This is a genomic window from Lysinibacillus sp. CTST325 (assembly GCF_054665055.1).
The window spans coordinates 129,931-151,450 of record NZ_BAAFHO010000011.1 but is presented as its reverse complement, the minus strand read 5'-3'; the positions used below and the strand labels follow the sequence as shown (position 1 = coordinate 151,450).

Genomic DNA, 21,520 nt, shown 5'->3' with positions numbered 1-21,520 from the left:
TTGCTCTTTTTTAGTAAATAATCTTTTCGTCATTTATTCCGCTCCGACATCTTTTTTCTCATTATAAACAAAAGTACCCTATAGGATAGACTTTTTTCAAAGTGTCTATCTTATAGGGTACAGTTTATTAACCAATCGCTCTTATTAATATTTTCTGTATCTAGCCACTTAAAAAAGTTATCCATCCAATATTTCTCTAAAGCTTCATATACCTTTTCATCATTTAAATAATTATCAAAACCGTGGATATTTTCTTCTTTATCCAGGACAAACACCTCCAATGCCTTTCACCTATGCAACTAACCTTTCATGCACCATTCCCTTTACTAGAAAAACTTTTTTAGACTTCAGATACAGTTGGCGGATGATTTTGAGGCCATCCAATAGACTCCTCAAATTTTACAACCTGCTCTTGAATCCTATTCCGCAAAAAACATGTAAGGAAGGAGCTCTTAATTTTATTAGCGTTGGCTCTCTGAACATCACTCAAATTCTTTAGGAAGGCTATTTGCTTAATTTTTTACTGGACTAATTAAAATCACATTCTTTGAATTGTGAACCTCTAAACAATTGTATTTTTGATTTAAAATTTCAATTGTTTTGCCATACTTCATAAGTGTGATATCTTGGATCACTAAAAAAGGTAAACCATTCAGTTTTTCTCTAATATCTTTTATAGAAAGTTTCAAATTAAAGCATTTTCTTATGTCCATAATAAATTTATTTGCATCATTTGGTACTCTGACAACATACACTTTTACCTCATCTATCAAATCAAGTTCGACTGAAGGAACATCTTCTTCATCAATAAAAGGATTATTTTCAAGCCAAGTAAAAAAATCAATATCTAAAGAATATAAAGGCGACGACAATGCACCCAAATCTTGATAGAATACGTTTAGTTGGTCGCTATTCTTTTTTAAAAACACCCCTTGACCTCCACCATCATCCCCTATCAAAATATAATCTGGTGCGTAAACACTTACTTCGTACAACCCGTTCCTTTCCACTGCAATGTTAAAACCATAAATATTTATTCCGTTTTCAAATGTAACTTCCTCAAAAAAATTCCAAAACTCAATTAGTCTCGTAGGTATGTTCGTTTGAAAACCGATATTGATCTCATTTGCATCAAAGTTTCTTTCTGTTCTAGTGATTAAAGGTGTCGACTTGAAATTTAAAATCATTGATTTCCTCCAATTAAATATGACCTATTTATTTGCTATACCTTTAAGGAATTTTTTCCCCATTTCCCTGTTTGATGTTTCTGAGTTCTTCATTAGCAGAAGGAAAAAACAGACAAGCTAAAGCGATAACCTCTGTTTAAGTTGTCTGCTTTCTTTACCTAAGGCCCTTTTTCATCTCTTCTGGAATTAATCATCTTCACATTTTTCAAGATTATTTATGAAAGTTACAAAGCTGTTTGATAAAAAATTGATGCTTCTTTCTGTAACTTTCCCCAAGCCCATCCATATAAGAACAACATTTCCGTTTTCTAATCAATACAAAATAAATTACCACCCCAATCATTTGCAAACGGGAGATATTTTTTGGGGAGTGCTTCTCTATTTATGAAATCTAGGTACCTTTCTTCTAGTAGCCTTGAGCTATTTGTATATTTTATTGGAGAAAACTCGGCAATTTCCGTTTCAATGTCAATATCATGCGCATAATAACAAGGTTTAACTGGAACCCCGCCATTAAATTGTAAATAATGTTCTTTAAGCTGTTGTGGTAAATTAAATCCTAATGTAATTTCAACATCGTTTAAATCGTTTATTGTTAGTTGAGTAGAACAATCTATAAACATTCTCTCCGCTCCTTAGTTACTACTCATGTCATTTTTTCTCCATCCAGATTCATATGTTCACATCTTATCTTCATACGTACCATATGATCCAGATTCAAAATGATGTTCGAACTATTTAACCGACCCTTAATGTTTCAAAGTAGCCTTAATTAGTTGCATGGTTAACTCGCCTGTTTTTGGATTAAAATTTGCTACTTGGTGCCTTATCCTATAGCACTAATACCCGCTTCTTTAAATGCTGCAGTAAAATCTGAGCTCCTATCAAAAGCCTTGATATAAAGGGTATTTATTGTTCAAAAAAGGGTTATTATCCCATTTTACTACAACTTCAGGTACCACTCACCTGATGATGAGGATAAACACTACATACACGAAAAAACAATTCCATTTTTAACGCAAAAAATATGTAAAGAAAGGGCTTAAAGGCTGCTCTTTAATGATATAGCACCAACCTCAATTCTCACGCCACCCGATTCTGTATATACCAACTCTAAATCAGTAGTAGATATTTTGAATATAAAATTTAATGGCTTTAAAGTTAACATTCTTAAAACCTCCCGTTTTTTCACCTAGGCAACTTGTTACATTCTTAACAAGACCAGAACCATCTTTATTCTTTGCAATCGATTCACTCGACCTTACATAATCAAGATACTTGTTCAAAAGCGCTCAAATAAACGCTTACCTTAATATATAATTTAACAATTATTTCTGTAATCGTTCCGAGATAAGGGGGAATAAACCCAGTTAATCAAAACACGAAAAAACACATGTCCATGGAATAATACCCTTTACATGTGTTTTATAATTTCCTACAAAGCTACACATTTCTATGTTGTAGATTTTTGTGCTCTTGTTAAATAATTTTAGTGGTTGAAAAAATCATACGCTTTTATCCATTTTTTCATCAGCTATTCTAAGTCCATCTGGCAAAATAAGATTGTATTCTTCAGCCACAACTTCAATAACTTCATCGTAACATTCAAGAAAATAATGCTTAAATCCTTTTTCAACCAATGTCTTTTGCTGATTCAAAAAGTCGGAATCAATCACTTCACAAAAACATGTATCCAATACATTTTCGTTAAAGTAATCAAGACCACAAAGTCCAAACTTGACTACATTTTTAAAAATGAAAGAAATATCAATGCATCGTTCTTCTGTGGAAATATTTGATGCCAACGCAGTTGATAAATTTAACGAAAGTTCACCTTCTCTTGGAAATCAATCCATAATGAGCTTTTTTAAAATCAACGCATCTCTAGCATCTATTACACCAACAGTTGTTTCTATTAATCTGGTTCTCATTATGTCCTCCATTTCTTTACCTAGAGCAATATCCTACCGGTTGTTCCGTAGATACCCATACGTTTTCAATATTCTTTATTTATTACAATTCAAAAACACTACATTTAATTTTATTATAAATCAATTCCTCATTTATTAATTTTTCAATCTCTCTCCAGTCTCCTCCTGCTAACCCTGAACCAATTTTAGGCATCTGTATAGATAATCTATGTATTAATGAAAATCTTGCAACTTCTTTTAAACATAAACGAAGTGCATCGTAATCAATATAAGTTGTACTATCTTTATAATTTTTTCTCACACCTTTTTGTGCAAGCATATTTGCAATAAAAATTGTTTTCTGTTGATCCACACATACAAACTTAACTTCTCCTAACCTAAATGTTTCTTTGTCATTAGACCATTTTATATATTCTTTTTTTGCAAGCGGGAATTGCTTTGATAGAGATAGAACAAAGCCTTTTCCCCATAATCCTAATAGGTTAACAACATGAATGATTAGTGTATTTTGTTCTAAAGGAAGAGAAGCATCACCTTTTAAGTAACTTATTTGAGATTTGTTAACATGATCTAACATTCCCTCTTTCCACTTACCTTCAAATTCTAATCTAGTAATAGGTATACTATCACTTAAGTCTAAACTATCGATATGTCCATCGTACAATAAAAATCCAATATTTTCGTTCCAATCGTTCAACGATGAAGAAATATACATATCGTTATTGATTATATTGATCTGCCTAGTTGCGACTCCATTCTCAAATTCTGTAAATAATTGTCCGTTACCTTTTGCAAAATCAATATTATCGCATTTGTAGTATAATAAGCTTTCAAAGGGTTTTACATACTTTTCCGCCACAAATAACCACCGCTTTCTGAACTAATTTCAATAATAAAATCCCTAGTCTAGGTTCACGAACATTTAAAGCTGCAACATCAAAAAAGATACGCTATTTTAGTTTTCAAACATCAACATAAATATTTGCAGCTAATTTAAACACCCAGGGTAAATGTTCAAATCTTCTTAGGATCGAACAGAAAAATTCCTACAACGCCTCACCCGAAACAAAACTTCTTTCGCTATAATTTCAGTCTACGTTTCCCTATTCCAGGTCGGCAATATCTTAAATAGTTTATAATCAATTGCTGATTCCTTTAATACAGGGGGGCATTACTTTTACTACAACATCCTAATAAAATAAATCTTTCTGAAGTAACTTTAATTGCTCAATTCTCTCTGCTATAAAATCTTTATAACTTTCTTGTGTAAAACACTCAGGCCACGTATCACAGAATTCTTCGTGTGAAATTGTACCTATTATTATTTTAATAATTTCCACGCAATAATATACAAAGGTTTTATTATAATAATCATCATCTGAATAGTCCTCTATAACTTTCCTAACCAACTGTTGCATTTTTATAAATGATTCTTCATTCCACTCTGCATTCATTCTACTGTAATATGCTAACTCCTCATCAGAATCATTATATTCAAGAAACTGCTTTAAACTATCTTTCATAAAATCCAACCCGTACAGGTAATAGCACTGTTAGGTATTCCTCCTTCCACTAAAACTTCTATTGCCATTTTATTTGCTCGATGAACGGGATCATCTTTATGTACCCTATAATCCATATGGCTCTTTTTTAAAACCATACGTAATAACTACAAATGTAAATGCTAGCACCAACCATGAAGACTACAAACATCTTGCGATTATGTGGTTTTTAAATATCATAAAAATGGTTAGGGGCGTCTTTGTATATAATGTGTACTTCATTAATTGGACAGTCAATGTATCCCCACTTATTCCAATAATTTCAGCCACTTAATATCTATTGCATATCCCTCATTATCTTTTGGAATTGACTCTTGAGGTAAATGTACAAAAGTTAAGCCAGCTTTATATCCAGATGCAACTAATAATGAGTACTGTTTTTGTTGCTCAACAACCATAAAATCTACATAATCTTCATAGGGATATTTCCCCTTACATCTTAGTATTGCTCCGCGTTCTATATTTTCTTTTAAGTCAATCAATTTTATATTCTTCATATTAACCACACCTTAAATTATGTTTTCCAGAAGTATCAGCAGGCAAGTAAACTCATGTAAGGTAGGCTTTTAACAGCTTCATACATATGTTTTTGGATAATTATTAACTGGCTATTTCATTAGTGGATAAAGTTATCCGAAATTTAATTTAACTGCTTGGGAGTAATTCATAAATTACCATTCAGCAAAATTCTCCTCAACAAAATCCCCAAAAGATTCCGACAATACTTCTTTATCTCCTGAGTCGTGGTAGTATATTACGACTTCACCATTAGCATTTATTGCTATTGGATTACCTGAACCATCATCAGAAAAAATTAAGCTTTTGTTAATTTCAGGAGAAAACTCATCTCCTTCAAATGATTCTCTGCACCAATTCGTCAAATTAATAATAGTTTCATTACCCATGGATGGACCATTAGAAAAGGCATGAATTGCTATCCCTGCATAACAGCCTCCAAATCGCTTAATAAATTCTTTATAATCATCATCTAGCTTTATTTGAAGTTCTTCCTCTGCTTTCGCAATCTCTTTAAGCGTGACAGGTATTCCTTTTAATTCAGGATGATTTTCAAGAAAACATTCTATTCTTTTCATCAGTTCTTCTCTCATTTTTCTTTAACTCCTTTTTTATTTAGCCCCGTCATCCAGCTTTAAGATTGCTCGATTCTTTCTCTTGTTCAGCGTTATTTCTTTAAAATCCCTGTTTCCATTTATTAAAATCAGTTCTCTCTTGTGGGGTTAAACCTCCACCTTTGGTATTTCCATTTGGATGCTGTCCTCTATTCCCTATGCTATGGTGTTTGGCTGGTATTGCTTGTATTGGACATTGTGAGTTTTGTTTGTGATGGTGCTGGACTATGATGATTATTTCAATGTCAGTATTGATTTCTTGCTTGATCGAACAAACAGAAAAGTTAGTAATGTTGAAATAGTAAAATACAAAAATAAGTTAGATTTGTTACGAAAATGCAGAGAATTGCAATTAAGTAAAGCTACAATTCTCTGCATTTTTATTTTGCAATTAACAACTAGGGGCGAAGTATTCATATCACTTCTGATGATTCGTTAGATTAAAGGGCGATATATATCTTTCCAGTAAGGAATCATCTCTTCTGAAAAAATATAAACAAAATCATTAGAAGATAGGTTTCCTAAATTATCTAATGCAATTCCAAACTTGAAATATATTTTATAGTTTCTGTTTATAAAATACTCTTCATTTTTTAAACTATCCAATTTAGAACCGAATTTTGATAACAATTTATTATCAATAATAATTTCCTCTTTACAATTTAAGGCTAGTTGAATTAACTGTCCTTTTTCATTATAAATTGCTTGACTATTCGTCCTATTTTCAGTAGTTATACCCTTTCTATTATTCTTGCTTATTTTTAAAGGAACTCCCCATATTTTTTCAATTTCACTCGGCTGCATGCCGAATTTTAATAATCCTACAGATTGATACGGAGTAATTTCATATTTTAAGTTTTTTTGCTGATTTTCAATACTTCTGAATGGAAAACCTACTTTTATATTTTTCTCGTAAATATTTTTTTGGTTATCTGAATAAATTGTTAATTGAATTCCATCATCGGGATAATCTAAACCGTAAATTGACATGTTGTACTGAGGAAATATATAACATCCATCTACAAAATACGGATTTTCTTTGAATAAAAATTGCTTTGATTCATTCATTAAATCAACTTTTTGTTCATTCAAGAAAATAATTTTTGGATTGTTCACAGAAATACTTACTAAAACATCATCTACAAAATGAAATATATAATCATCTTGATATTGAAAAAATTCTTTTCCATTGACATTTTTCTTATCCAATTCACCTACGATATTGTTTAAGTCTGAAGATGTCATAGATAGCTGTACTTCGTTTAGCCCTATTTTAGTTAATATTTCCAACTCTCTTCTCATACCTTCTACCTCATCTACAATATTTTCTTGTTAATCTTTATTGTTCTGCCTAATTCATCATAGGTACTCGCAATCTCATTTTGCCACTCCTTAATCACTCGTCCAGATGAGTCTCGCTCCAACTTTACGGTCACATGCTCATTTTCAATCTCCACTAACAACCCATTTTTATCGTAGCCAAATATCTCTCAGAAGGCTTCAATATTACAAAGCATATCGTGTTGATACACTGTCCAACTATGTTCCGATAGAGAGTTTTTTCATGTAACAAAACAAAAGTTTCGGGGTTCTAATGATGAAATATATAGAATTTACAATAGTGAAGTAATTTTTTCACAAAAAAACACATGTAAAAAAACCGCTTAGAGCACCTTCTTTACACATGTTTTGCAAATTTTTTTACTAGTTTTGGCATCAAATAAAAACACCTCAGCAGTTTTACTTCAAATGATAAATTTTAGAGCTCATACATGTATTGTTAATTTGATTAATTGTTTCATGTCAACATCGTACTGCATCTGCTAATTACAATTCCCAATACTCTAAACTTGATTTCCCTATTTTAGTTTCACATTCTCTTATGTCGCTGTTTGATTTTAGTTTTTTGACTTTTAGTGGTATACAATAGATCTTCAACAACTTTTTGATTTTTTTTCAATTGTTTCGAGTAAATAAGTACATCTCCATTTACATATTCAAATCTAAATGTCCTTGTGTGTAAAACATTTATTTTTTCTTCAAAGAAACCGTCTCTAATAATAGTTTGAATAGTGTTGTTATCATTATATAAATATCTGTCAGTCCTAAACGTTTCTTCGCCTATATCATCGTCCCTTGTATAATATATTATTTTTTCTATCACAGATCCTTTATATATTATACAATATACTTGACTTAAAACCATTTCGTCATCATCGTTATTTAGAAATCTAAGGCAAATTTTCTTTTCAACTTCATTTATAATGAAAGAACTTCCCCAGCCCTTATTTTCAGCACGATAAGAAAAATACAGTTCATTGTTTTTCAACTTATTCACTACAATTCCTTCCTTAGATTTTGGTTCCTTTTTATAAATTTTTAGTTTTGGTAATTGATTTAATTCATATTGATATGGGTATATTTCTAGATGAGAATTGCTCCAAATAATCGTTTCATTTTCAACGTCTTCAACTTGATGAAGCAACACATTATATGAGGAACTATATTCCTTGAAAATTTTTACAATTATCTCGTAATCTTTTTCTATCATCTTGTTCACTCCCCTAATTTTTTAGTTGTTATTGTTTCCAAGTCCGTCCTTTATTTAGTTCATTATCAAACTTTTCTTTATCATTTCCATCTAATCTATTGAATAGTTACTTTTTATAACATTTTCCATATAGTCCATTTTATTGATGAGATGTATCTGCTTCACCGATTACTTTATCATTATCTCGTATTGGTAACTAAATACCAAAATATTTTCCATCCGGATCAATTTCATGTGCTTTCATTTGTGCAAAGTGAGAATTTATTCTTTGGTCTTTAGTTCCTGTCATAACAATATTATGAGCAGCGTGATTAGGTCCCGGAGCACGCCCTAAACGAGAGCCCAATAGTGCAGAATTTGATTTTAAACCTAGAATGTCCGTTAAATTTCGTATCAACCACATAGTTATAAAGTACGAAACCACCACTTAGCTCTAGCTTTACGGTCCCATGTTCATTCTCAGTTCCATTAACGTACCATTTTTGTCATAGCCAAACGTTTCCCAGGTGTCATCACAATTATCAGCACGTATGATATTTCCTAGGCATCATGCTGTTATACTGTCCAACGATCGCCCGGAAGATAAATTCACTGAACCAATCCAGTCAGACTTCGCCCATACGTTCTTTTCATCTCATCAAAGTCTATTTTCTATTTGTACACGGGCTTTGTTTTTACTTTTCTAAACTGACATCTTTTTTTTGAGAATGATCCAGTCCTTAATGCCATCTTCTGCAGGAATATTGCTCGTAAAAATTACCAATATCTTCCTGACTTAGTATTTTCATATCATTAAAAAGACTATCCAGAATATCTTCAGCAATCTCTGCGTCTTCTACACAACCTGTATTTTTTGCCAGAAGTTCTACCGCTACTTTTATTAAATACCCTCTGTCCGCTTCAGACAGAGTACTATCATTATAAACTTGAATTATTAATTTTTTTATTTGTTCTTTGACCTTTTTGTTTTCAATGTAATCTTCCTCTTCACTTTTGAATTGATTATTGTAGTAGTTTTCGTAGTAGTTCTTTAAAGAATTTCTAATTTTGTCGATTTCACTTCGATAATCTATCTTCATAATTTAAAGACACCTTCCCTTTTTATGAATAGCATAAGCACATTTAGGTATTTCACCTGTATAAGAACCTTAGCATCTTTCTTTGCAAACTTATATGCTGGATTTCCTAGTATATGTATCTCCCAAAGTTTCATTTAAACCTAATAGATCAATCATTCGATTAGGATCACAAACATAGCCATATAGCGTAGAATTATTTCAACGCTTTACATAATTTTCTGAAACTTTATTCTAATAATCCTATCTTATTTTAAAAATTCAAAACTACTATCTGCTAACTTTTTTTTAGCAATATACTCTGACTCCCATTCATTATAGTTATTTTGGGGTTAAAGTTGATAACTAAATCTAAGTTTTTCTGATAATATTGAAAACAGCATATCCTCTAATTTTGTTGGATACGCTATTTTCATTTAACTAACATTATTTTTTAACTTTTCTTTTCCAACAGACGACATTGCTCATCATTAATTTGTCTAATTTATTATCTTCTCCGTAAATCAAATCATATTCTTCTGGCATTGCCCATCCTGAAGAGCTACGAACGATTCTGTTGATTTTTCCATCTGGAGTATCATAGCTATAATGTGTTGCTGTCCAATTCTTTTTTCCACTTCTGACTTCAATTTTACTAGTTTCATCCAAATTTCTAAATACACTCAGGGCTAATAACACAGTAGGTTGATTTTTCTCAGGGTACCATCTTATTACATTGCTTCTAACTGTTCCATCAGTCTCAGAAGTATATAATTCTGTTGATATACCAAACTTTATATCAGCATCTACTTCTGGATGTTGCATGATAATTAATTGATCTAGTTCATTAAATCCAAATGAGTGTATGGTTCTTTTACTAAATCGTTCTTCCTCTGATATATTCTTTAATATCCGTCCTTTTTTAAAATTATTTACTTCATGAAAATAAGGAAGGTGACTATAATATTCATCTGAAGCATATTTCCAGTAAGAAACTTCTGATAATTTAGCAGTGATCCTATTTTCAGCATTTTGTTCCACTTCACTCCAACCATCAAGTAATTCCTGATTTATTTTAACTATTATAGAATCCATTTAAATTCTCCCTAATGCTAGTGACATTTTATTGCATTTTTCCAGCGACCATCTTCCATTCGTTCTCCTATACATTATCACTTTGGACGTTTCACAATGACGTTTCCGTCAAATTGGTCATGATCAGCTTGATGACCTTGTAGCACATATTGCTATACTTGGAGCGATTACAGGCGTAATAAATGGAATCCGTTTTGACGACCGCTATACCCAGGAAATGGCAGTGAAAAATGATTTATGGAATGTAAGAACAGGATGTGAGAGATGATCAATATCCTGTTTGCTTATATTTTTATTGTCTACTTGAATTTGGTCTCACTCAAGATTTAATCCAATTGAGTATTAGGCTTTCAATCTCTATTAAGTTTTTTTCATTTAACACACAATTGATTACTAATTCATCATTATGATTATCCATCGTACTATTTATCCAATGAGAAAGTTCTTGTTGGTCTCCCATATCTGTCTGAAGTATTCTGATAATCTTTTCATTTTTTAATGATTTTACAGAAAAAATGGGATTTGCATTCATCATACTTTTCCCGTTCGAAAATTTAGTGTTGTAAAAAGGAGAAATCCATTCATTTTTATTTTTACTGTTTTTATCTAAAGTGCTTAGAAAAAAATCAATCCAGAATTGCTCTAACTCAGCATAAACATATTCATCTTCTAAATAAGTATTGAATTTCTGAAATTTATGGTGTGGAATCATTTACAAACACCCCCCTTTCCTTTTGCAGGTGATGGATCAGGAACAAAAGCTTTTCTCGATACACTTATTAAATTAACAAACTATGAAATCGATGTACGTGAGCAAAATATGATTCATGCGATGGTGAAAGTCGCTGCATTTCCGTATTTAAAGAAAATAAAAGATTTTAATTTTGATTTCCAACCAAATATTAACTAGCAACAAATACTCGATTTTCAAAGCCTTCGTTTTATCGAAGAAAATGAGAATATTGTATTCCTTGGTCCAAGTGGTGTCGGCAATACCCATCTGGCCACAGTAATTGGCATTACTGCAGCTAAAAAGCGAACAAGTACCTATTTTATTAAGTGCCATGACTTAATTCAGAATCTGAAAAAAGCCTGTTTAGAAAACAGGCTAGAGATCGTTTAAAACATTATACAAAATATAAATTATTAATCATCGATGAGATTGGTAACTTACCTATTGATCCAGAGGATGCGAAACTGTTTTTCCAGCTTATTGATGCCCGTTATGAGAAACGTAGCACGATTTTCACAACTAATGTGAACTTCAAATCGTGGGATGAAATTTTCCCTGAACCGAAGTTAGCAAACGCGATATTAGATCTATTTCACATCACGCAAGCGTTGTCACAATCGTCGGTGATTCATACCGATTAAAGCATCATTTAACATCGGAAAACGAGTGATTTTGTACATCCTTAAACGAGCGAAAATGTACATATTGGTGTTGACATTTATATAAATAAACATTTTCTACATTTAATAGTGTATAGTTACTTTTCGCTTGATGACGAAACAGTTTTCCTGTCACAATCAGCTAATTATAATTCCTGACACTCTAATCTTAATTCCCTATTTTCATTTCGCATTACCTGTCTCTGATGTCACTGTTTATTTTTTTTGCCTTTCTAGAGGTATACAATAGATCTTCAACAACTTTTAGATTTTTTTTCAATTGTTTCGAGTAAATAAGTACATCTCCATTTACATACTCAAATCTAAATGTCCTTGTGGATAAAATTTTTATTTTTTCTTCAAAGAAACCATCTCTAATAATAGTATGAGCAGTCAAATTGTCATTATAAGAATATCTGTCAACCATAAACGTTTCTTTGTTCCTATCATCGTCCCTTTTGTAGAATAATATTTTTTCTATCACAGATCCTTCATATATTATATAATATACTTGGCCTAAAACCATTTCACCAGCCCTATTACTACGAAATCTAAGACAGATTTTCTTTTCAGTTTCATTTATTATGAAAGAACTCCCCCACCCCTTATTTTCAGCGTCATAAGCAAGATACAGTTCATTGTTTTTCAACTTATTCACTACAATTCCTTCCTTAGATTTCGGTTCCTTTTTATAAATTTTTGGTTTTGGTAATTGATTTAATTCATATTGATATGGGTATATTTCTAGATAAGAATTGCTCCAAATAATCGTTTCATTTTCAACGTCTTCAACTTGATGATGCAACACATTGTATGAGGAACGATATTCCTCGAATATTTTTACAATCATCTCGTAATCTTTTTCTATCATCTTGTACACTTCCCTAATTTTTTAGTTGTTATTGTTTAAGTGGGTTTCTCCTATCACGTCCCATTTAGGGTTTCAAATGTGATAATGAAAGCCTAATTCTCTCCTCAAGTTCAGATCCCACATTTGCCTGAAAATAATGCTCACTTGTATTCCAAAAAACCATCTGATTCAAAACCATGAGGAGAAAAATCCGAGAAACAGCCATATTCCTCATTTACTTTATAAAAATAAATTTCCATAATCTAGCCCCCAAAAAAATCTAAAGGTATAATTAACCACTAGTAAAAACTCTTCTTTAACCAATAAACCTAGCCTTCTAAACTTTTTAACCACCCAATATAGTAGCTGAACTGTTCTTCGATTTTTACAAACCTCAGATCATTGTCAAATTCAAATATGTCAACTATATCTTTTAATCTAGCTGGTTCTCCAAATTTTATTTTATATGCTAATTGTCCCGTACCCATCGATAGTTGCATTTGAGATGGATAAACGTTTAACGCAGCCCCATTACACATAATCTGTATATGTTTATCCTCTAGATGTTGTCGCAGGCTTTGAAGTGCTAGGAAAAAGTTTTCATGTTTGAAACTTATTGTGTCATCTAATATTAATAGTTCTATTAAAACCATTTCTTCATCATCTGGACATTCCTCATATAGTTTCAAAATACCTTCAAATATTTTTCCGTCATTCATAGCAAGTTTTATAGTTTTACTTTCATAATTCAAAATATCACCTACCAAATAATAAGTTAGGAATAAAGTCTCCTGTCATTTCCCTTTATTTTTTACATGTGCTCCAACTATTCATTTGGCGAAATACCTTAAAGTATTGAATGTTCTAATTGTTCCGGATATGGCACAAAAGCTCAGAGCGATTTATTTACATCAATATAATTAGAGGTTTTAATTTAATAATATATCTGTTTTTCTAGCAAATTCAGAAGCTATTTCCTTACTCGGATTAGTAAATACAAAATTACCACACCCTATTAGAACACTAGATGAGGTTGTATCGTAAGCAAAGACTATGCTCATCTCAACCCCTTTTTTATGATTGCTATATTTTCTAAGTACGTGCTCTACTTTACTTCAAGGGATTCCTAATTATTATAAGAAGTTCATCGAATACTACTCACTAAGGTTTTCCTTACAACTTAGGTTTTGATAAATTCAGCCCAGCCATAACTAATCACCTCATCTACAGTTGGAAAATCATATTTTGCATATGTGTTAAATGGCAAACATTGTTCCTGAGTTATTTCATATGGGCTTTTCCATTCAGACTCACATTCTTTACAACACAAATACAGATTTGATGTTTGAATATCTTTTACAATTATGACCCAGCCTTGATCACACAATGGGCACCAATCAACTTTATATTCATTTATCAATTTACTCTCTTCTTTCATCGTTAGTTATTTTGAAGGAGATGCGGTAACAATTTTATTTGTTCCACCTTCTAATCCAGCTTCTGGAGAAGGAATTACATATTTATCAATCCCGTTCGGTTGAATAACAGAGCTTCCTTTATTTATCCAAGTTTACCATATCAAACCACTGAGTAAATTTCAAAATCACCCATTATATATCTCTACTTGTGTGTGGATACAACGTTTGGATATAATTCACATTTTTAATGATAAGCCAAAATTCTTGGCAGCGAGGGGTTTCTCTTCTTTAATTTTTCGTGTCAAATAAAATTTTCAGTAGAGGAGAGTATTAAGTTAATACACGGAACAAAAATATTTCTTTTCTAACAAGAAAACACATGTAGAGAGAAGCTTTTAGCCTCACCTTTACATGTGTTCATTTTTACTCGTTTATTTAATTTACGTATTCACAATTCTAACCACTTTCTTGCAGTCCATAATTCTCGATTACTTATCAAGGTCTGAAGACCAATCAATATCATCTCCAAACCAATTCTCTACTTTTATCGCCCCACAATCCATTTTTATAGGAATTTCTTTTCCCCATTTTATAATATTATCAATAAATTCTTCGTTATCTAACCCTTCAAATGTTCTCTTTATTAATGCTTTTCTTAAATATTCAATTAAGATATTTCCTAGATGATATCGTTGTTCAATCTTATACATTTTTATATAATCTTCCAATTCCACAGAAATATCAATAGTCAAACAATTATCTTTTTTTGTATATCTAATTGAAGATCTTCTCTTATAGATTCTGGTAAACAACGAAATCCTACTAGAATAGTAACATCTACATTGGCATACTTACTATGAATTCTAGGTTTTAAATAGTTACGTAACTCACTTGCCAATTCTCCAACCTTTGAACCCGCCGTATCAGTTACAATATTAAAATGCATATCATATCATACCCTTTCAATTTTAATGGCGACATTTATTTCCTGGTGGTAAATGTCCTTTCCATTGTTCATAACCCCGAATTAGCATTATTAACATCTGTATGCAATATCTTCATTTCTACAGCTGTTCGATTCTAAATATGCTAATGTATATCTTTTCAAAGCATTTTTTAAAGTTCTCCCTCTAAAAAAACACTTCACCAACTGGATTTTTCTTTCCCCATTCCATTACATTATACAAACCTGTCCTAGAATATGGTAAATTCAAAAAAACATATGTAAAGAAAGCGTTATACATCGTTTTCTTTACATATATTTGAAATATTTATACTAGTTTTACCATCAGGTTTAAAAATCCCTCTATTTGTACAATTATGTTTTTAAATCTTCTGTACTATTGCTTAATTGCTCGATAATATCCAGAAATAGATTGTGAGTATCTACAACTAAATTTTCTTTATCAAGAAATTTCCTCATCACAATAATTATTTCTTTTTTTAATTCATCTGGAACTTCATCAATTCTTTGTTTGATAACTAGACGAAATACACGCATAGAATCCCTCTTAGGAGGTATCTTTGGAATCGAAAGAATATATCCCCATTTATTTTCATAGTTATCAAACTGCGGTAAAAAACCTAATCGCGTAGCTACGACAAAATTAATCCATTTATTTTTAGATTCAGCATGTCTCATTAAAAAACTATATAAACATTGAGTATTAACCTTAAACCTCTCAGAAATCATAACTAGTGTTCTAACAAACAATTCTAAAATTTTTTCATCCGTTTCATAATTGTATGCAATTTTTATTAATTTTTCCATCACAATAGGATTAGAAAAAAATGCCTCACTAACAATACCAATCTCCTGTCTTGTCTCTCTTTCTATTTTCTTTATTAAAGAGAACGCATTTAATGGTGTAGTTTCTAATTCTCCAATAAGCCCTAACATTTCTTCATTATACTTGTCCCATCTTAACTTATTTAAAATATCCATAAACTGGTCAAAGATATCATCATCTAGAGTCTCATTCTTTTTTCGAAAAACAAAATTTTCCATTATCTTAATAATATTTTTCCTTAGTTCACTTGGAATTTCATCTATTCTCCGCTCAATAACCCTTCGAAATATGTGTATAGATTCACTTTTTGGAAGAATCGTCGGAATTGATAGTATATACTCCCACTTTTCATTGTAATCATTAAATTGCGGTAAAAAAGGAAAGTATGAAGCTATAACATACTTAATTTTATTATTTTTAGATTCGATATGGCTAATCATGAAATCAGATAAATTTTGCGTTTTAACGTCAAATCTCTCAGAAATAATTGTGACTGTTCTTATAGCCTCTTCTAAAATTTTGTCATCACCTTCATACTTCTGCCCAATCTTTATTAATCTTTCTATTATAATTGGATTCGAAAAGAAGGCTATTTTATCAGTACCAATCTCCTGCCGTGACTCTTCTTCTATATTCTTCAATAAAGATAATGCATTTGTTGAGGATGTAGTTTCTAATTCCTCAATTATCCTTAATATATCTTCACCATATTTTATCCTGGACATTTAATCTTTCCTTTCTTATCCACAGATATCGTAGTTCCTGCTTTTGAAATAGCATTATATAAACCAATTTCCACAATAATTTTTCTCCTAAGAAAAATTGGTTTATTAAGTTACAATAAACCAAAATCCATTCTCATCTACATGCAAACCCAATAAATTACAATATTCTATTAGTATCTGTTTTGTTAATCGTTCTTTTTTAATTCTTTTTTTATAATTTTTTTCATCTTCAAAGAATAAAGGTGCTCCCTCTGAATAAAATATCCACTTACCATCTTTCATAGAATACACAACTCTTTCAACATCTTTATTAACATATCAAAAAGAACTACTTGGTTCAGAAGATATTCTATCGTCTAGGGTAAAAAGATAATAACTACATTCTAAGTTATGACTTATTACATTACATAGCGTAAACCAACCATCTGTTAAAATTACTAATCATTATAGTTTTGTCGTTACATATTGAAGGGTTGTAAAACAATGCTTCATATGAACTTACACTGTATGACTGTTGTGCTTTTAAACAGCACTCAGATAGAGCATTGAAATCATTAGATTTCACTCTAGAGATTATTGTTTTATTTTTTTCAATTTTCTCTTTGAAGAGGACTCTTAAAAATTCATCAATTTTATTAATAGTTGTATCAAAATATGAGAATGTAATTGAGGGGAAATCATTAATATTCATATTAACATGGCCCTTTTCTGGATTTTTTATTTTTAGGCAACTGAGAATGACCTTCTAAAATTTGTCCATTTTTTTATCGATTATTTCATACGTATTTCTAGAATTAGGATCAGTGACCGGAATCTGATTTTGATGTCCTCTCTTAGGGGTATCACACTTAATAAATTATACTGCATCGTTGCTGACCAAGTTTCGTGATTGAAGTGAGAAGCCTTGATGTGTGAGATATTTACTTGCACATTGTCTTGCATTTTTTACGCTGACAATTGCCATTGAGGTAATTTGAATTATAGGAATTTGATATTTATAATTTTTTTTGCGGTGAAATCATATCACTTTAGTTTTTAGTTTTTAAGAGTGAGCATAAACAAGAAAAACATATGTAAAAAAGATTATTCAGGTATCAAATTCTAACGAAAGAAAATTATTCAAAACAACTTTTTAACGTTTGGTTGAACAAATCTTTATTGAAATCTAATTTCTTAGCGATGCTTTTTTCCTTTATGGACTCCGAACTATATATTAAAAGTTTCATTAAAGCATTTTTGAATATCACTTCATTTCTTTCTTCATCATCACTCCAACCAGTTTCATCCATACAAATATGGAGATCCATACACTTTTTTTTTGGTTTATAACTAAGTTTATAGACCCCACTTCTTTCGTAATACCTAGTCACATCTCCGTTAATAAATAAAAAATAAGAAATCTCTGTTATATCATTTCCATAATTTTTATTTGCGAATTTTTCTTTTATTAAATCTTTATATTTATAAACTGTTAATCGAATATTTGAAACTCCACCATTTGCCACGGTTATATAGATATCCATCAAAAACTCTCCTCTACCGCTATGAATCATGGGCTTCCTGCCCTTTCATATATTTTCTACGCTTTGGGGCTTAGCTTCACCTAGTTTTACTGCCTGCGTATTTTTCTTAATTAAGCTTCCCTGGTCTTTTCTCAGATAATTCTTTTTCCAAATCCAACATGTCAGAGCGACTTCCTCGACACAATTCTTCAACAGTTCACCCTTTTGGCAATTCAGTACCATATCGCTTAGTCAAGTCATCAACTTCTTGGGTTATACCCCACTTTTGAAAATTGGCTTGATCTTTGGTCTCTGCCATGTTTGGAAATGTTTCGAAAACAAAACCTATCTAAATTGGCGAATAAAAACCCAAACTGTCCTTGACAATGGGTACACTTTAATTTCTATGTAACCAAAGTATTATTTTGTCGAAATATGATAATTTATACAGATATTTTCAAGAACTCCATCTCTCACGTAAAAATGGATGTTTTCAGCTATTTCCCCTGAAGAAAATACAAGGGTCTTTGCCAAAAATCACATCAAAATCAATGAAAAAGAGGGTTACTTTACTCAATCTGCACAATCGCATTTGAATAAAGTAACCGGCAATGACCTCTCCTGTTTCATTATGCCTATATAGATATAATGCACCGTACATAAACACATAATCCATATTATCAGTATAGCCTTCCTCCTCCATTTGCAGAAAAAAGGAATAGTTGTCATTTTCCAACTCTTTATAATAATAACTTTTGGGTTGAATAAGACGTGGTTCTTCCAAAACTTTAATAAACAAAAAATTATTCTCTTGGTTTTCCGAATAATCGCTTATTGAGTTCATACCTAAATCTAAAATGCTTTTATCAGTATTGCTTCCAATTTCGGAGTATTTATGCTCTATAACTCTTACTTCAATTGAAGGATAAATATTTTTTTCTAATAAAGTATCAAAATTCTTATGAATAATAATAATCCATTAAATAACACAAAAGACTTGTAATACTGTTGTTTCTTTTTTTTTATATTATTGTTGGTTAAAACTCACTTCTTTATTATATCTTAATATTTACGTTCTTCTTCTTCATCATCTAGTATATGATTAAAAAAGTCAGAAAAATTCTCCCATACATCTGGCTCGGAAATAAAATCTTGCTCCTCTAATTTAGTTATTTCTACAGAATCTAGCCAAATGATTGATGGTTTGTTTTCTGTATCCATAATAATAATACTTTCATCTTGTTCAGCAATAACAACAAATCTACTCGGTAAACCAACGGCCTCTCTAATTCTCAAAGTTTCTCCAATAAGATTTGTTGAATCAGAAAATAAAAAAGAATGTATATTTTTCCCTCCAACATCTCCTCCACTGTAGAAACTAGATACTTCACGAAAATCATTAGGTAGTTTTATTTGAAGATCATATTCGATTTTATCCAAGTAATCTTTAGAAATTCCATCAATATCGTATAAAGCTCTATATTTATTTAGCAATTCATTCATATCATTCATTATATCTCCACCTCTTCTAAAAATTTATGATTTACATCGGGTTTTCCAATATTCTCGTGTATCGACACCAAATTTCGGCCTATTTATCGGATAATTAGGATGTCGTTTATTTCTCCCAAATTGACTATGCCATATATCTTGCCCATACTTTCCAACACCATGATAACGAGTACTTGCTTCTACTAATGCTCCTCTCGAATCTTGACCTAAATGATGTAATGTTGCAAAACTACCATCAGATAGTTGTGGTGCTTTTCCGTATTTATTTTCCGCATCCCTATTTGTCATACCAATATACTTTTTATCTCCTGCACTTCTAATTTCATCCCAATTAATATCATCTCTTTGATACACATCATATGTTTGTCTAGTTCCCTTTGGTCTTGTTGCAGTCCAAATAACTTTTTTCCAATTTATCAAGCCAAACGGATCCAGCTCCATGAGAGGGTCACTAACATATCCATATAACGTTGGATTATTCCCCGCTAGCCTAATAGGGTCATGTTGTGTGTAAATCCCCTCACTTGGTGAGTAATATCGGAATCTGTTGTAATATAATCCAATTTCCACGTCTTCATACTGCCCTTGATAACGGAATGGAATGAGATCCTTTTCACCTGCAAATTCTATTACTCGTCCATAAATATCAAGCTCAGCCGACCAAACCTTATTACCATCATCATCATAAGCTTCGTCAGGCGTTCCAAGATAATCACTAATAATACTGTAATTACCTTCATCCGTAATTTTAGCTGAAGGTACGAACCCATCGTTAAATACCCATGTGACTAGATTGTCTGGTATTTCAGACTTGTTCTGTGAAGAATACTCCTCTAGGTTTTCAAATTCCCCTGAATCTTCCTCCGAGAAATACTCATGTAGGATATTATTCCCATCCCATACGAATCTCATAGTTTTCTCGTCAGAACTCTTCTCTATTCGTCTACCTAGCGAGTCATACTTGAAAATAACTTCTGTGTTATCTGGTTTGATGACCTTCGACATCATGCCATTGCCGTTATATTCGTACTTCCACGTATCACCGTTCTTCTCAACTTTCTGAATCAGATTTCCTTCCTCATCATAAGAGAATGTTGCCTCTCTTGTTTCAAGCAATCTGCTTCCGGCGCCATAGATACGATCTGTCTTTTCTTTTCTTTTGTTTCATACAAATTCCCGACATCATCGACACTGCGGTGTAAGAAGTCAAATTGACCGCCTTGATTGGACCAAACGAGGTTACTAAATTCATCATAACCATAGGTAACTTTTACACCTGTTAACTCGTTTACCATGCTCCGTAATCGATTGTTGACGTCCCAATTATACATGCGTCTTCGTGTATCGCGGTTTTGGCTACTTATTCGATGATGTGTTGGTCTACCTGCTACATCATACTGCCATTTGCTGATGACATCCCCTGGTAAGATTCTCTCAATTTCTTGGCCGAGTTCGTTGTACTGCATGGATGCTGTCCAATTTTCTTGCTCTGAGCGAGAAGCCGTGATTTGTGACACATTCCCCATTTCATTGCGAGCAACATCGATTTTTGCACCTAAGCTACTCGTAATTTGTGAACGGTTGCCTAATTCGTCATAACTGCTTGAAATCCAATGGTCATTTTGCCATTCCTTGATTATTTGGCCAGATGGGTCTCGTTCCAGCTTTACGGCCACATGCTCATTTTCAGTGTCAATTAAAAGCCTACTTTTTAAAGCCAAAACCCTTTCATGAACATATGATCTTAATACTTCTTTGTACTGTTTTTTGGTTTGATTCCTGGTTCTTGTTGTGTTCTATATTAGAAGTTCAGAAATAAA

27 protein-coding genes and 1 pseudogene are annotated in these 21,520 nt (G+C 31.7%); 1 reads left to right on the top strand and 27 read right to left on the bottom strand.

Annotated elements, in window-relative coordinates:
* Window positions 1-110 precede the first annotated feature (110 nt).
* The 15 genes from ACYQ73_RS21065 to ACYQ73_RS20995 all read right to left on the bottom strand — a co-directional run bounded on the left by ACYQ73_RS21065 (window position 111) and on the right by ACYQ73_RS20995 (window position 11,223).
* Window positions 111-281, bottom strand: a complete 171-nt coding sequence (locus tag ACYQ73_RS21065) for a hypothetical protein (RefSeq protein WP_460014260.1) — start codon at window positions 279-281, stop codon at window positions 111-113.
* Between the two features lie 231 nt (window positions 282-512).
* Window positions 513-1,187, bottom strand: coding sequence for a hypothetical protein (locus ACYQ73_RS21060; protein ID WP_460014259.1), 675 nt, complete (start codon window positions 1,185-1,187; stop codon window positions 513-515).
* Between the two features lie 308 nt (window positions 1,188-1,495).
* Window positions 1,496-1,810: an SMI1/KNR4 family protein gene (locus ACYQ73_RS21055; RefSeq protein WP_460014258.1), complete on the bottom strand. Its 315-nt coding sequence runs from the start codon at window positions 1,808-1,810 to the stop codon at window positions 1,496-1,498.
* Between the two features lie 419 nt (window positions 1,811-2,229).
* Entirely contained in the window at window positions 2,230-2,355 is a 126-nt protein-coding gene (locus ACYQ73_RS21050) for a hypothetical protein (RefSeq protein WP_460014257.1), read from the bottom strand.
* A gap of 337 nt (window positions 2,356-2,692) precedes the next feature.
* On the bottom strand, window positions 2,693-2,992 hold the full coding sequence (locus ACYQ73_RS21045; RefSeq protein WP_460014256.1) for a hypothetical protein: 300 nt from the start codon (window positions 2,990-2,992) through the stop codon (window positions 2,693-2,695).
* A gap of 208 nt (window positions 2,993-3,200) precedes the next feature.
* Window positions 3,201-3,977, bottom strand: a complete 777-nt coding sequence (locus tag ACYQ73_RS21040; RefSeq protein ID WP_460014255.1) for a macro domain-containing protein — start codon at window positions 3,975-3,977, stop codon at window positions 3,201-3,203.
* Between the two features lie 331 nt (window positions 3,978-4,308).
* Window positions 4,309-4,641, bottom strand: coding sequence for a hypothetical protein (locus ACYQ73_RS21035; protein WP_460014254.1), 333 nt, complete (start codon window positions 4,639-4,641; stop codon window positions 4,309-4,311).
* A gap of 287 nt (window positions 4,642-4,928) precedes the next feature.
* Window positions 4,929-5,177, bottom strand: coding sequence for an Imm45 family immunity protein (imm45, locus tag ACYQ73_RS21030; RefSeq protein WP_460014253.1), 249 nt, complete (start codon window positions 5,175-5,177; stop codon window positions 4,929-4,931).
* Between the two features lie 174 nt (window positions 5,178-5,351).
* A complete protein-coding gene (locus ACYQ73_RS21025; RefSeq protein WP_460014252.1) occupies window positions 5,352-5,789 on the bottom strand; it encodes an SMI1/KNR4 family protein in 438 nt (145 codons plus the stop codon).
* A 456-nt stretch (window positions 5,790-6,245) separates the two neighbouring features.
* Entirely contained in the window at window positions 6,246-7,112 is an 867-nt protein-coding gene (locus ACYQ73_RS21020) for a hypothetical protein (RefSeq protein ID WP_460014251.1), read from the bottom strand.
* Window positions 7,113-7,680: 568 nt separating this feature from the next.
* Window positions 7,681-8,361: a hypothetical protein gene (locus ACYQ73_RS21015; protein ID WP_460014250.1), complete on the bottom strand. Its 681-nt coding sequence runs from the start codon at window positions 8,359-8,361 to the stop codon at window positions 7,681-7,683.
* Between the two features lie 196 nt (window positions 8,362-8,557).
* Window positions 8,558-8,764 (bottom strand): hypothetical protein, encoded by a 207-nt coding sequence (locus ACYQ73_RS21010; protein ID WP_460014249.1) that lies wholly within the window; start codon window positions 8,762-8,764, stop codon window positions 8,558-8,560.
* Between the two features lie 316 nt (window positions 8,765-9,080).
* The gene (locus ACYQ73_RS21005; protein ID WP_460014248.1) at window positions 9,081-9,440 is read right to left on the bottom strand and encodes a hypothetical protein; all 360 of its coding nucleotides are present in this window, start codon (window positions 9,438-9,440) and stop codon (window positions 9,081-9,083) included.
* Window positions 9,441-9,863: 423 nt separating this feature from the next.
* Complete coding sequence (locus ACYQ73_RS21000; protein WP_415732716.1) at window positions 9,864-10,511, bottom strand: hypothetical protein; 648 nt, start codon at window positions 10,509-10,511, stop codon at window positions 9,864-9,866.
* A 319-nt stretch (window positions 10,512-10,830) separates the two neighbouring features.
* Window positions 10,831-11,223 (bottom strand): hypothetical protein, encoded by a 393-nt coding sequence (locus ACYQ73_RS20995; protein ID WP_460014247.1) that lies wholly within the window; start codon window positions 11,221-11,223, stop codon window positions 10,831-10,833.
* Between the two features lie 48 nt (window positions 11,224-11,271).
* On the opposite strand from ACYQ73_RS20995, the pseudogene istB reads away from it, so the two are divergent.
* Window positions 11,272-11,914, top strand: a pseudogene (gene istB / locus ACYQ73_RS20990) (IS21-like element helper ATPase IstB); the annotation flags it as partial.
* Window positions 11,915-12,096: 182 nt separating this feature from the next.
* Here the strand turns inward: istB and ACYQ73_RS20985 are convergent.
* From ACYQ73_RS20985 to ACYQ73_RS20930, 12 genes are all read right to left on the bottom strand, one after another.
* The gene (locus ACYQ73_RS20985; RefSeq protein ID WP_460014246.1) at window positions 12,097-12,774 is read right to left on the bottom strand and encodes a hypothetical protein; all 678 of its coding nucleotides are present in this window, start codon (window positions 12,772-12,774) and stop codon (window positions 12,097-12,099) included.
* 308 nt (window positions 12,775-13,082) lie between these two features.
* The gene (locus tag ACYQ73_RS20980; RefSeq protein ID WP_460014245.1) at window positions 13,083-13,520 is read right to left on the bottom strand and encodes a hypothetical protein; all 438 of its coding nucleotides are present in this window, start codon (window positions 13,518-13,520) and stop codon (window positions 13,083-13,085) included.
* A 413-nt stretch (window positions 13,521-13,933) separates the two neighbouring features.
* Entirely contained in the window at window positions 13,934-14,191 is a 258-nt protein-coding gene (locus ACYQ73_RS20975; RefSeq protein ID WP_460014244.1) for a hypothetical protein, read from the bottom strand.
* Between the two features lie 468 nt (window positions 14,192-14,659).
* A complete protein-coding gene (locus tag ACYQ73_RS20970) occupies window positions 14,660-14,923 on the bottom strand; it encodes a hypothetical protein (RefSeq protein ID WP_415732710.1) in 264 nt (87 codons plus the stop codon).
* A complete protein-coding gene (locus tag ACYQ73_RS20965; RefSeq protein ID WP_415732709.1) occupies window positions 14,920-15,117 on the bottom strand; it encodes a hypothetical protein in 198 nt (65 codons plus the stop codon). The genes ACYQ73_RS20970 and ACYQ73_RS20965 overlap by 4 nt, the downstream gene beginning before the upstream one ends.
* Before the next feature lie 372 nt (window positions 15,118-15,489).
* Window positions 15,490-16,686 (bottom strand): hypothetical protein, encoded by a 1,197-nt coding sequence (locus ACYQ73_RS20960; RefSeq protein ID WP_415732708.1) that lies wholly within the window; start codon window positions 16,684-16,686, stop codon window positions 15,490-15,492.
* A 105-nt stretch (window positions 16,687-16,791) separates the two neighbouring features.
* Complete coding sequence (locus tag ACYQ73_RS20955; protein WP_415732707.1) at window positions 16,792-16,968, bottom strand: hypothetical protein; 177 nt, start codon at window positions 16,966-16,968, stop codon at window positions 16,792-16,794.
* Between the two features lie 833 nt (window positions 16,969-17,801).
* Entirely contained in the window at window positions 17,802-18,209 is a 408-nt protein-coding gene (locus ACYQ73_RS20950) for an Imm12 family immunity protein (RefSeq protein WP_460014243.1), read from the bottom strand.
* 472 nt (window positions 18,210-18,681) lie between these two features.
* Window positions 18,682-19,032, bottom strand: coding sequence for a hypothetical protein (locus tag ACYQ73_RS20945; protein ID WP_460014242.1), 351 nt, complete (start codon window positions 19,030-19,032; stop codon window positions 18,682-18,684).
* Between the two features lie 218 nt (window positions 19,033-19,250).
* Window positions 19,251-19,700 (bottom strand): SMI1/KNR4 family protein, encoded by a 450-nt coding sequence (locus tag ACYQ73_RS20940; protein WP_460014241.1) that lies wholly within the window; start codon window positions 19,698-19,700, stop codon window positions 19,251-19,253.
* Window positions 19,701-19,724: 24 nt separating this feature from the next.
* Window positions 19,725-20,816 carry an RHS repeat-associated core domain-containing protein gene (locus ACYQ73_RS20935; protein WP_460014240.1) on the bottom strand — a complete coding sequence of 364 codons (1,092 nt, stop codon included), beginning with the start codon at window positions 20,814-20,816 and terminating at the stop codon, window positions 19,725-19,727.
* The gene (locus tag ACYQ73_RS20930) at window positions 20,765-21,421 is read right to left on the bottom strand and encodes an RHS repeat domain-containing protein (RefSeq protein WP_460014239.1); all 657 of its coding nucleotides are present in this window, start codon (window positions 21,419-21,421) and stop codon (window positions 20,765-20,767) included. Before ACYQ73_RS20930 ends, ACYQ73_RS20935 begins: the two co-directional genes overlap by 52 nt.
* Window positions 21,422-21,520 lie beyond the last annotated feature (99 nt).

What these genes read in the sequence shown, in the direction of transcription:
- ACYQ73_RS21060 (WP_460014259.1), bottom strand. Translation starts at nt 1,187, where the DNA reads ATGATTTTAAATTTCAAGTCGACACCTTTAATCACTAGAACAGAAAGA.
- ACYQ73_RS21055 (WP_460014258.1), bottom strand. Translation starts at nt 1,810, where the DNA reads ATGTTTATAGATTGTTCTACTCAACTAACAATAAACGATTTAAACGAT.
- ACYQ73_RS21050 (WP_460014257.1), bottom strand. Translation starts at nt 2,355, where the DNA reads ATGTTAACTTTAAAGCCATTAAATTTTATATTCAAAATATCTACTACT.
- ACYQ73_RS21035 (WP_460014254.1), bottom strand. Translation starts at nt 4,641, where the DNA reads ATGAAAGATAGTTTAAAGCAGTTTCTTGAATATAATGATTCTGATGAG.
- imm45 (WP_460014253.1), bottom strand. Translation starts at nt 5,177, where the DNA reads ATGAAGAATATAAAATTGATTGACTTAAAAGAAAATATAGAACGCGGA.
- ACYQ73_RS21025 (WP_460014252.1), bottom strand. Translation starts at nt 5,789, where the DNA reads ATGAGAGAAGAACTGATGAAAAGAATAGAATGTTTTCTTGAAAATCAT.
- ACYQ73_RS21020 (WP_460014251.1), bottom strand. Translation starts at nt 7,112, where the DNA reads ATGAGAAGAGAGTTGGAAATATTAACTAAAATAGGGCTAAACGAAGTA.
- ACYQ73_RS21015 (WP_460014250.1), bottom strand. Translation starts at nt 8,361, where the DNA reads ATGATAGAAAAAGATTACGAGATAATTGTAAAAATTTTCAAGGAATAT.
- ACYQ73_RS21010 (WP_460014249.1), bottom strand. Translation starts at nt 8,764, where the DNA reads ATGTGGTTGATACGAAATTTAACGGACATTCTAGGTTTAAAATCAAAT.
- ACYQ73_RS21005 (WP_460014248.1), bottom strand. Translation starts at nt 9,440, where the DNA reads ATGAAGATAGATTATCGAAGTGAAATCGACAAAATTAGAAATTCTTTA.
- ACYQ73_RS21000 (WP_415732716.1), bottom strand. Translation starts at nt 10,511, where the DNA reads ATGGATTCTATAATAGTTAAAATAAATCAGGAATTACTTGATGGTTGG.
- ACYQ73_RS20995 (WP_460014247.1), bottom strand. Translation starts at nt 11,223, where the DNA reads ATGATTCCACACCATAAATTTCAGAAATTCAATACTTATTTAGAAGAT.
- ACYQ73_RS20985 (WP_460014246.1), bottom strand. Translation starts at nt 12,774, where the DNA reads ATGATAGAAAAAGATTACGAGATGATTGTAAAAATATTCGAGGAATAT.
- ACYQ73_RS20975 (WP_460014244.1), bottom strand. Translation starts at nt 14,191, where the DNA reads ATGAAAGAAGAGAGTAAATTGATAAATGAATATAAAGTTGATTGGTGC.
- ACYQ73_RS20965 (WP_415732709.1), bottom strand. Translation starts at nt 15,117, where the DNA reads ATGCATTTTAATATTGTAACTGATACGGCGGGTTCAAAGGTTGGAGAA.
- ACYQ73_RS20960 (WP_415732708.1), bottom strand. Translation starts at nt 16,686, where the DNA reads ATGTCCAGGATAAAATATGGTGAAGATATATTAAGGATAATTGAGGAA.
- ACYQ73_RS20955 (WP_415732707.1), bottom strand. Translation starts at nt 16,968, where the DNA reads ATGAAAGATGGTAAGTGGATATTTTATTCAGAGGGAGCACCTTTATTC.
- ACYQ73_RS20950 (WP_460014243.1), bottom strand. Translation starts at nt 18,209, where the DNA reads ATGGATATCTATATAACCGTGGCAAATGGTGGAGTTTCAAATATTCGA.
- ACYQ73_RS20945 (WP_460014242.1), bottom strand. Translation starts at nt 19,032, where the DNA reads ATGAACTCAATAAGCGATTATTCGGAAAACCAAGAGAATAATTTTTTG.
- ACYQ73_RS20940 (WP_460014241.1), bottom strand. Translation starts at nt 19,700, where the DNA reads ATGAATGATATGAATGAATTGCTAAATAAATATAGAGCTTTATACGAT.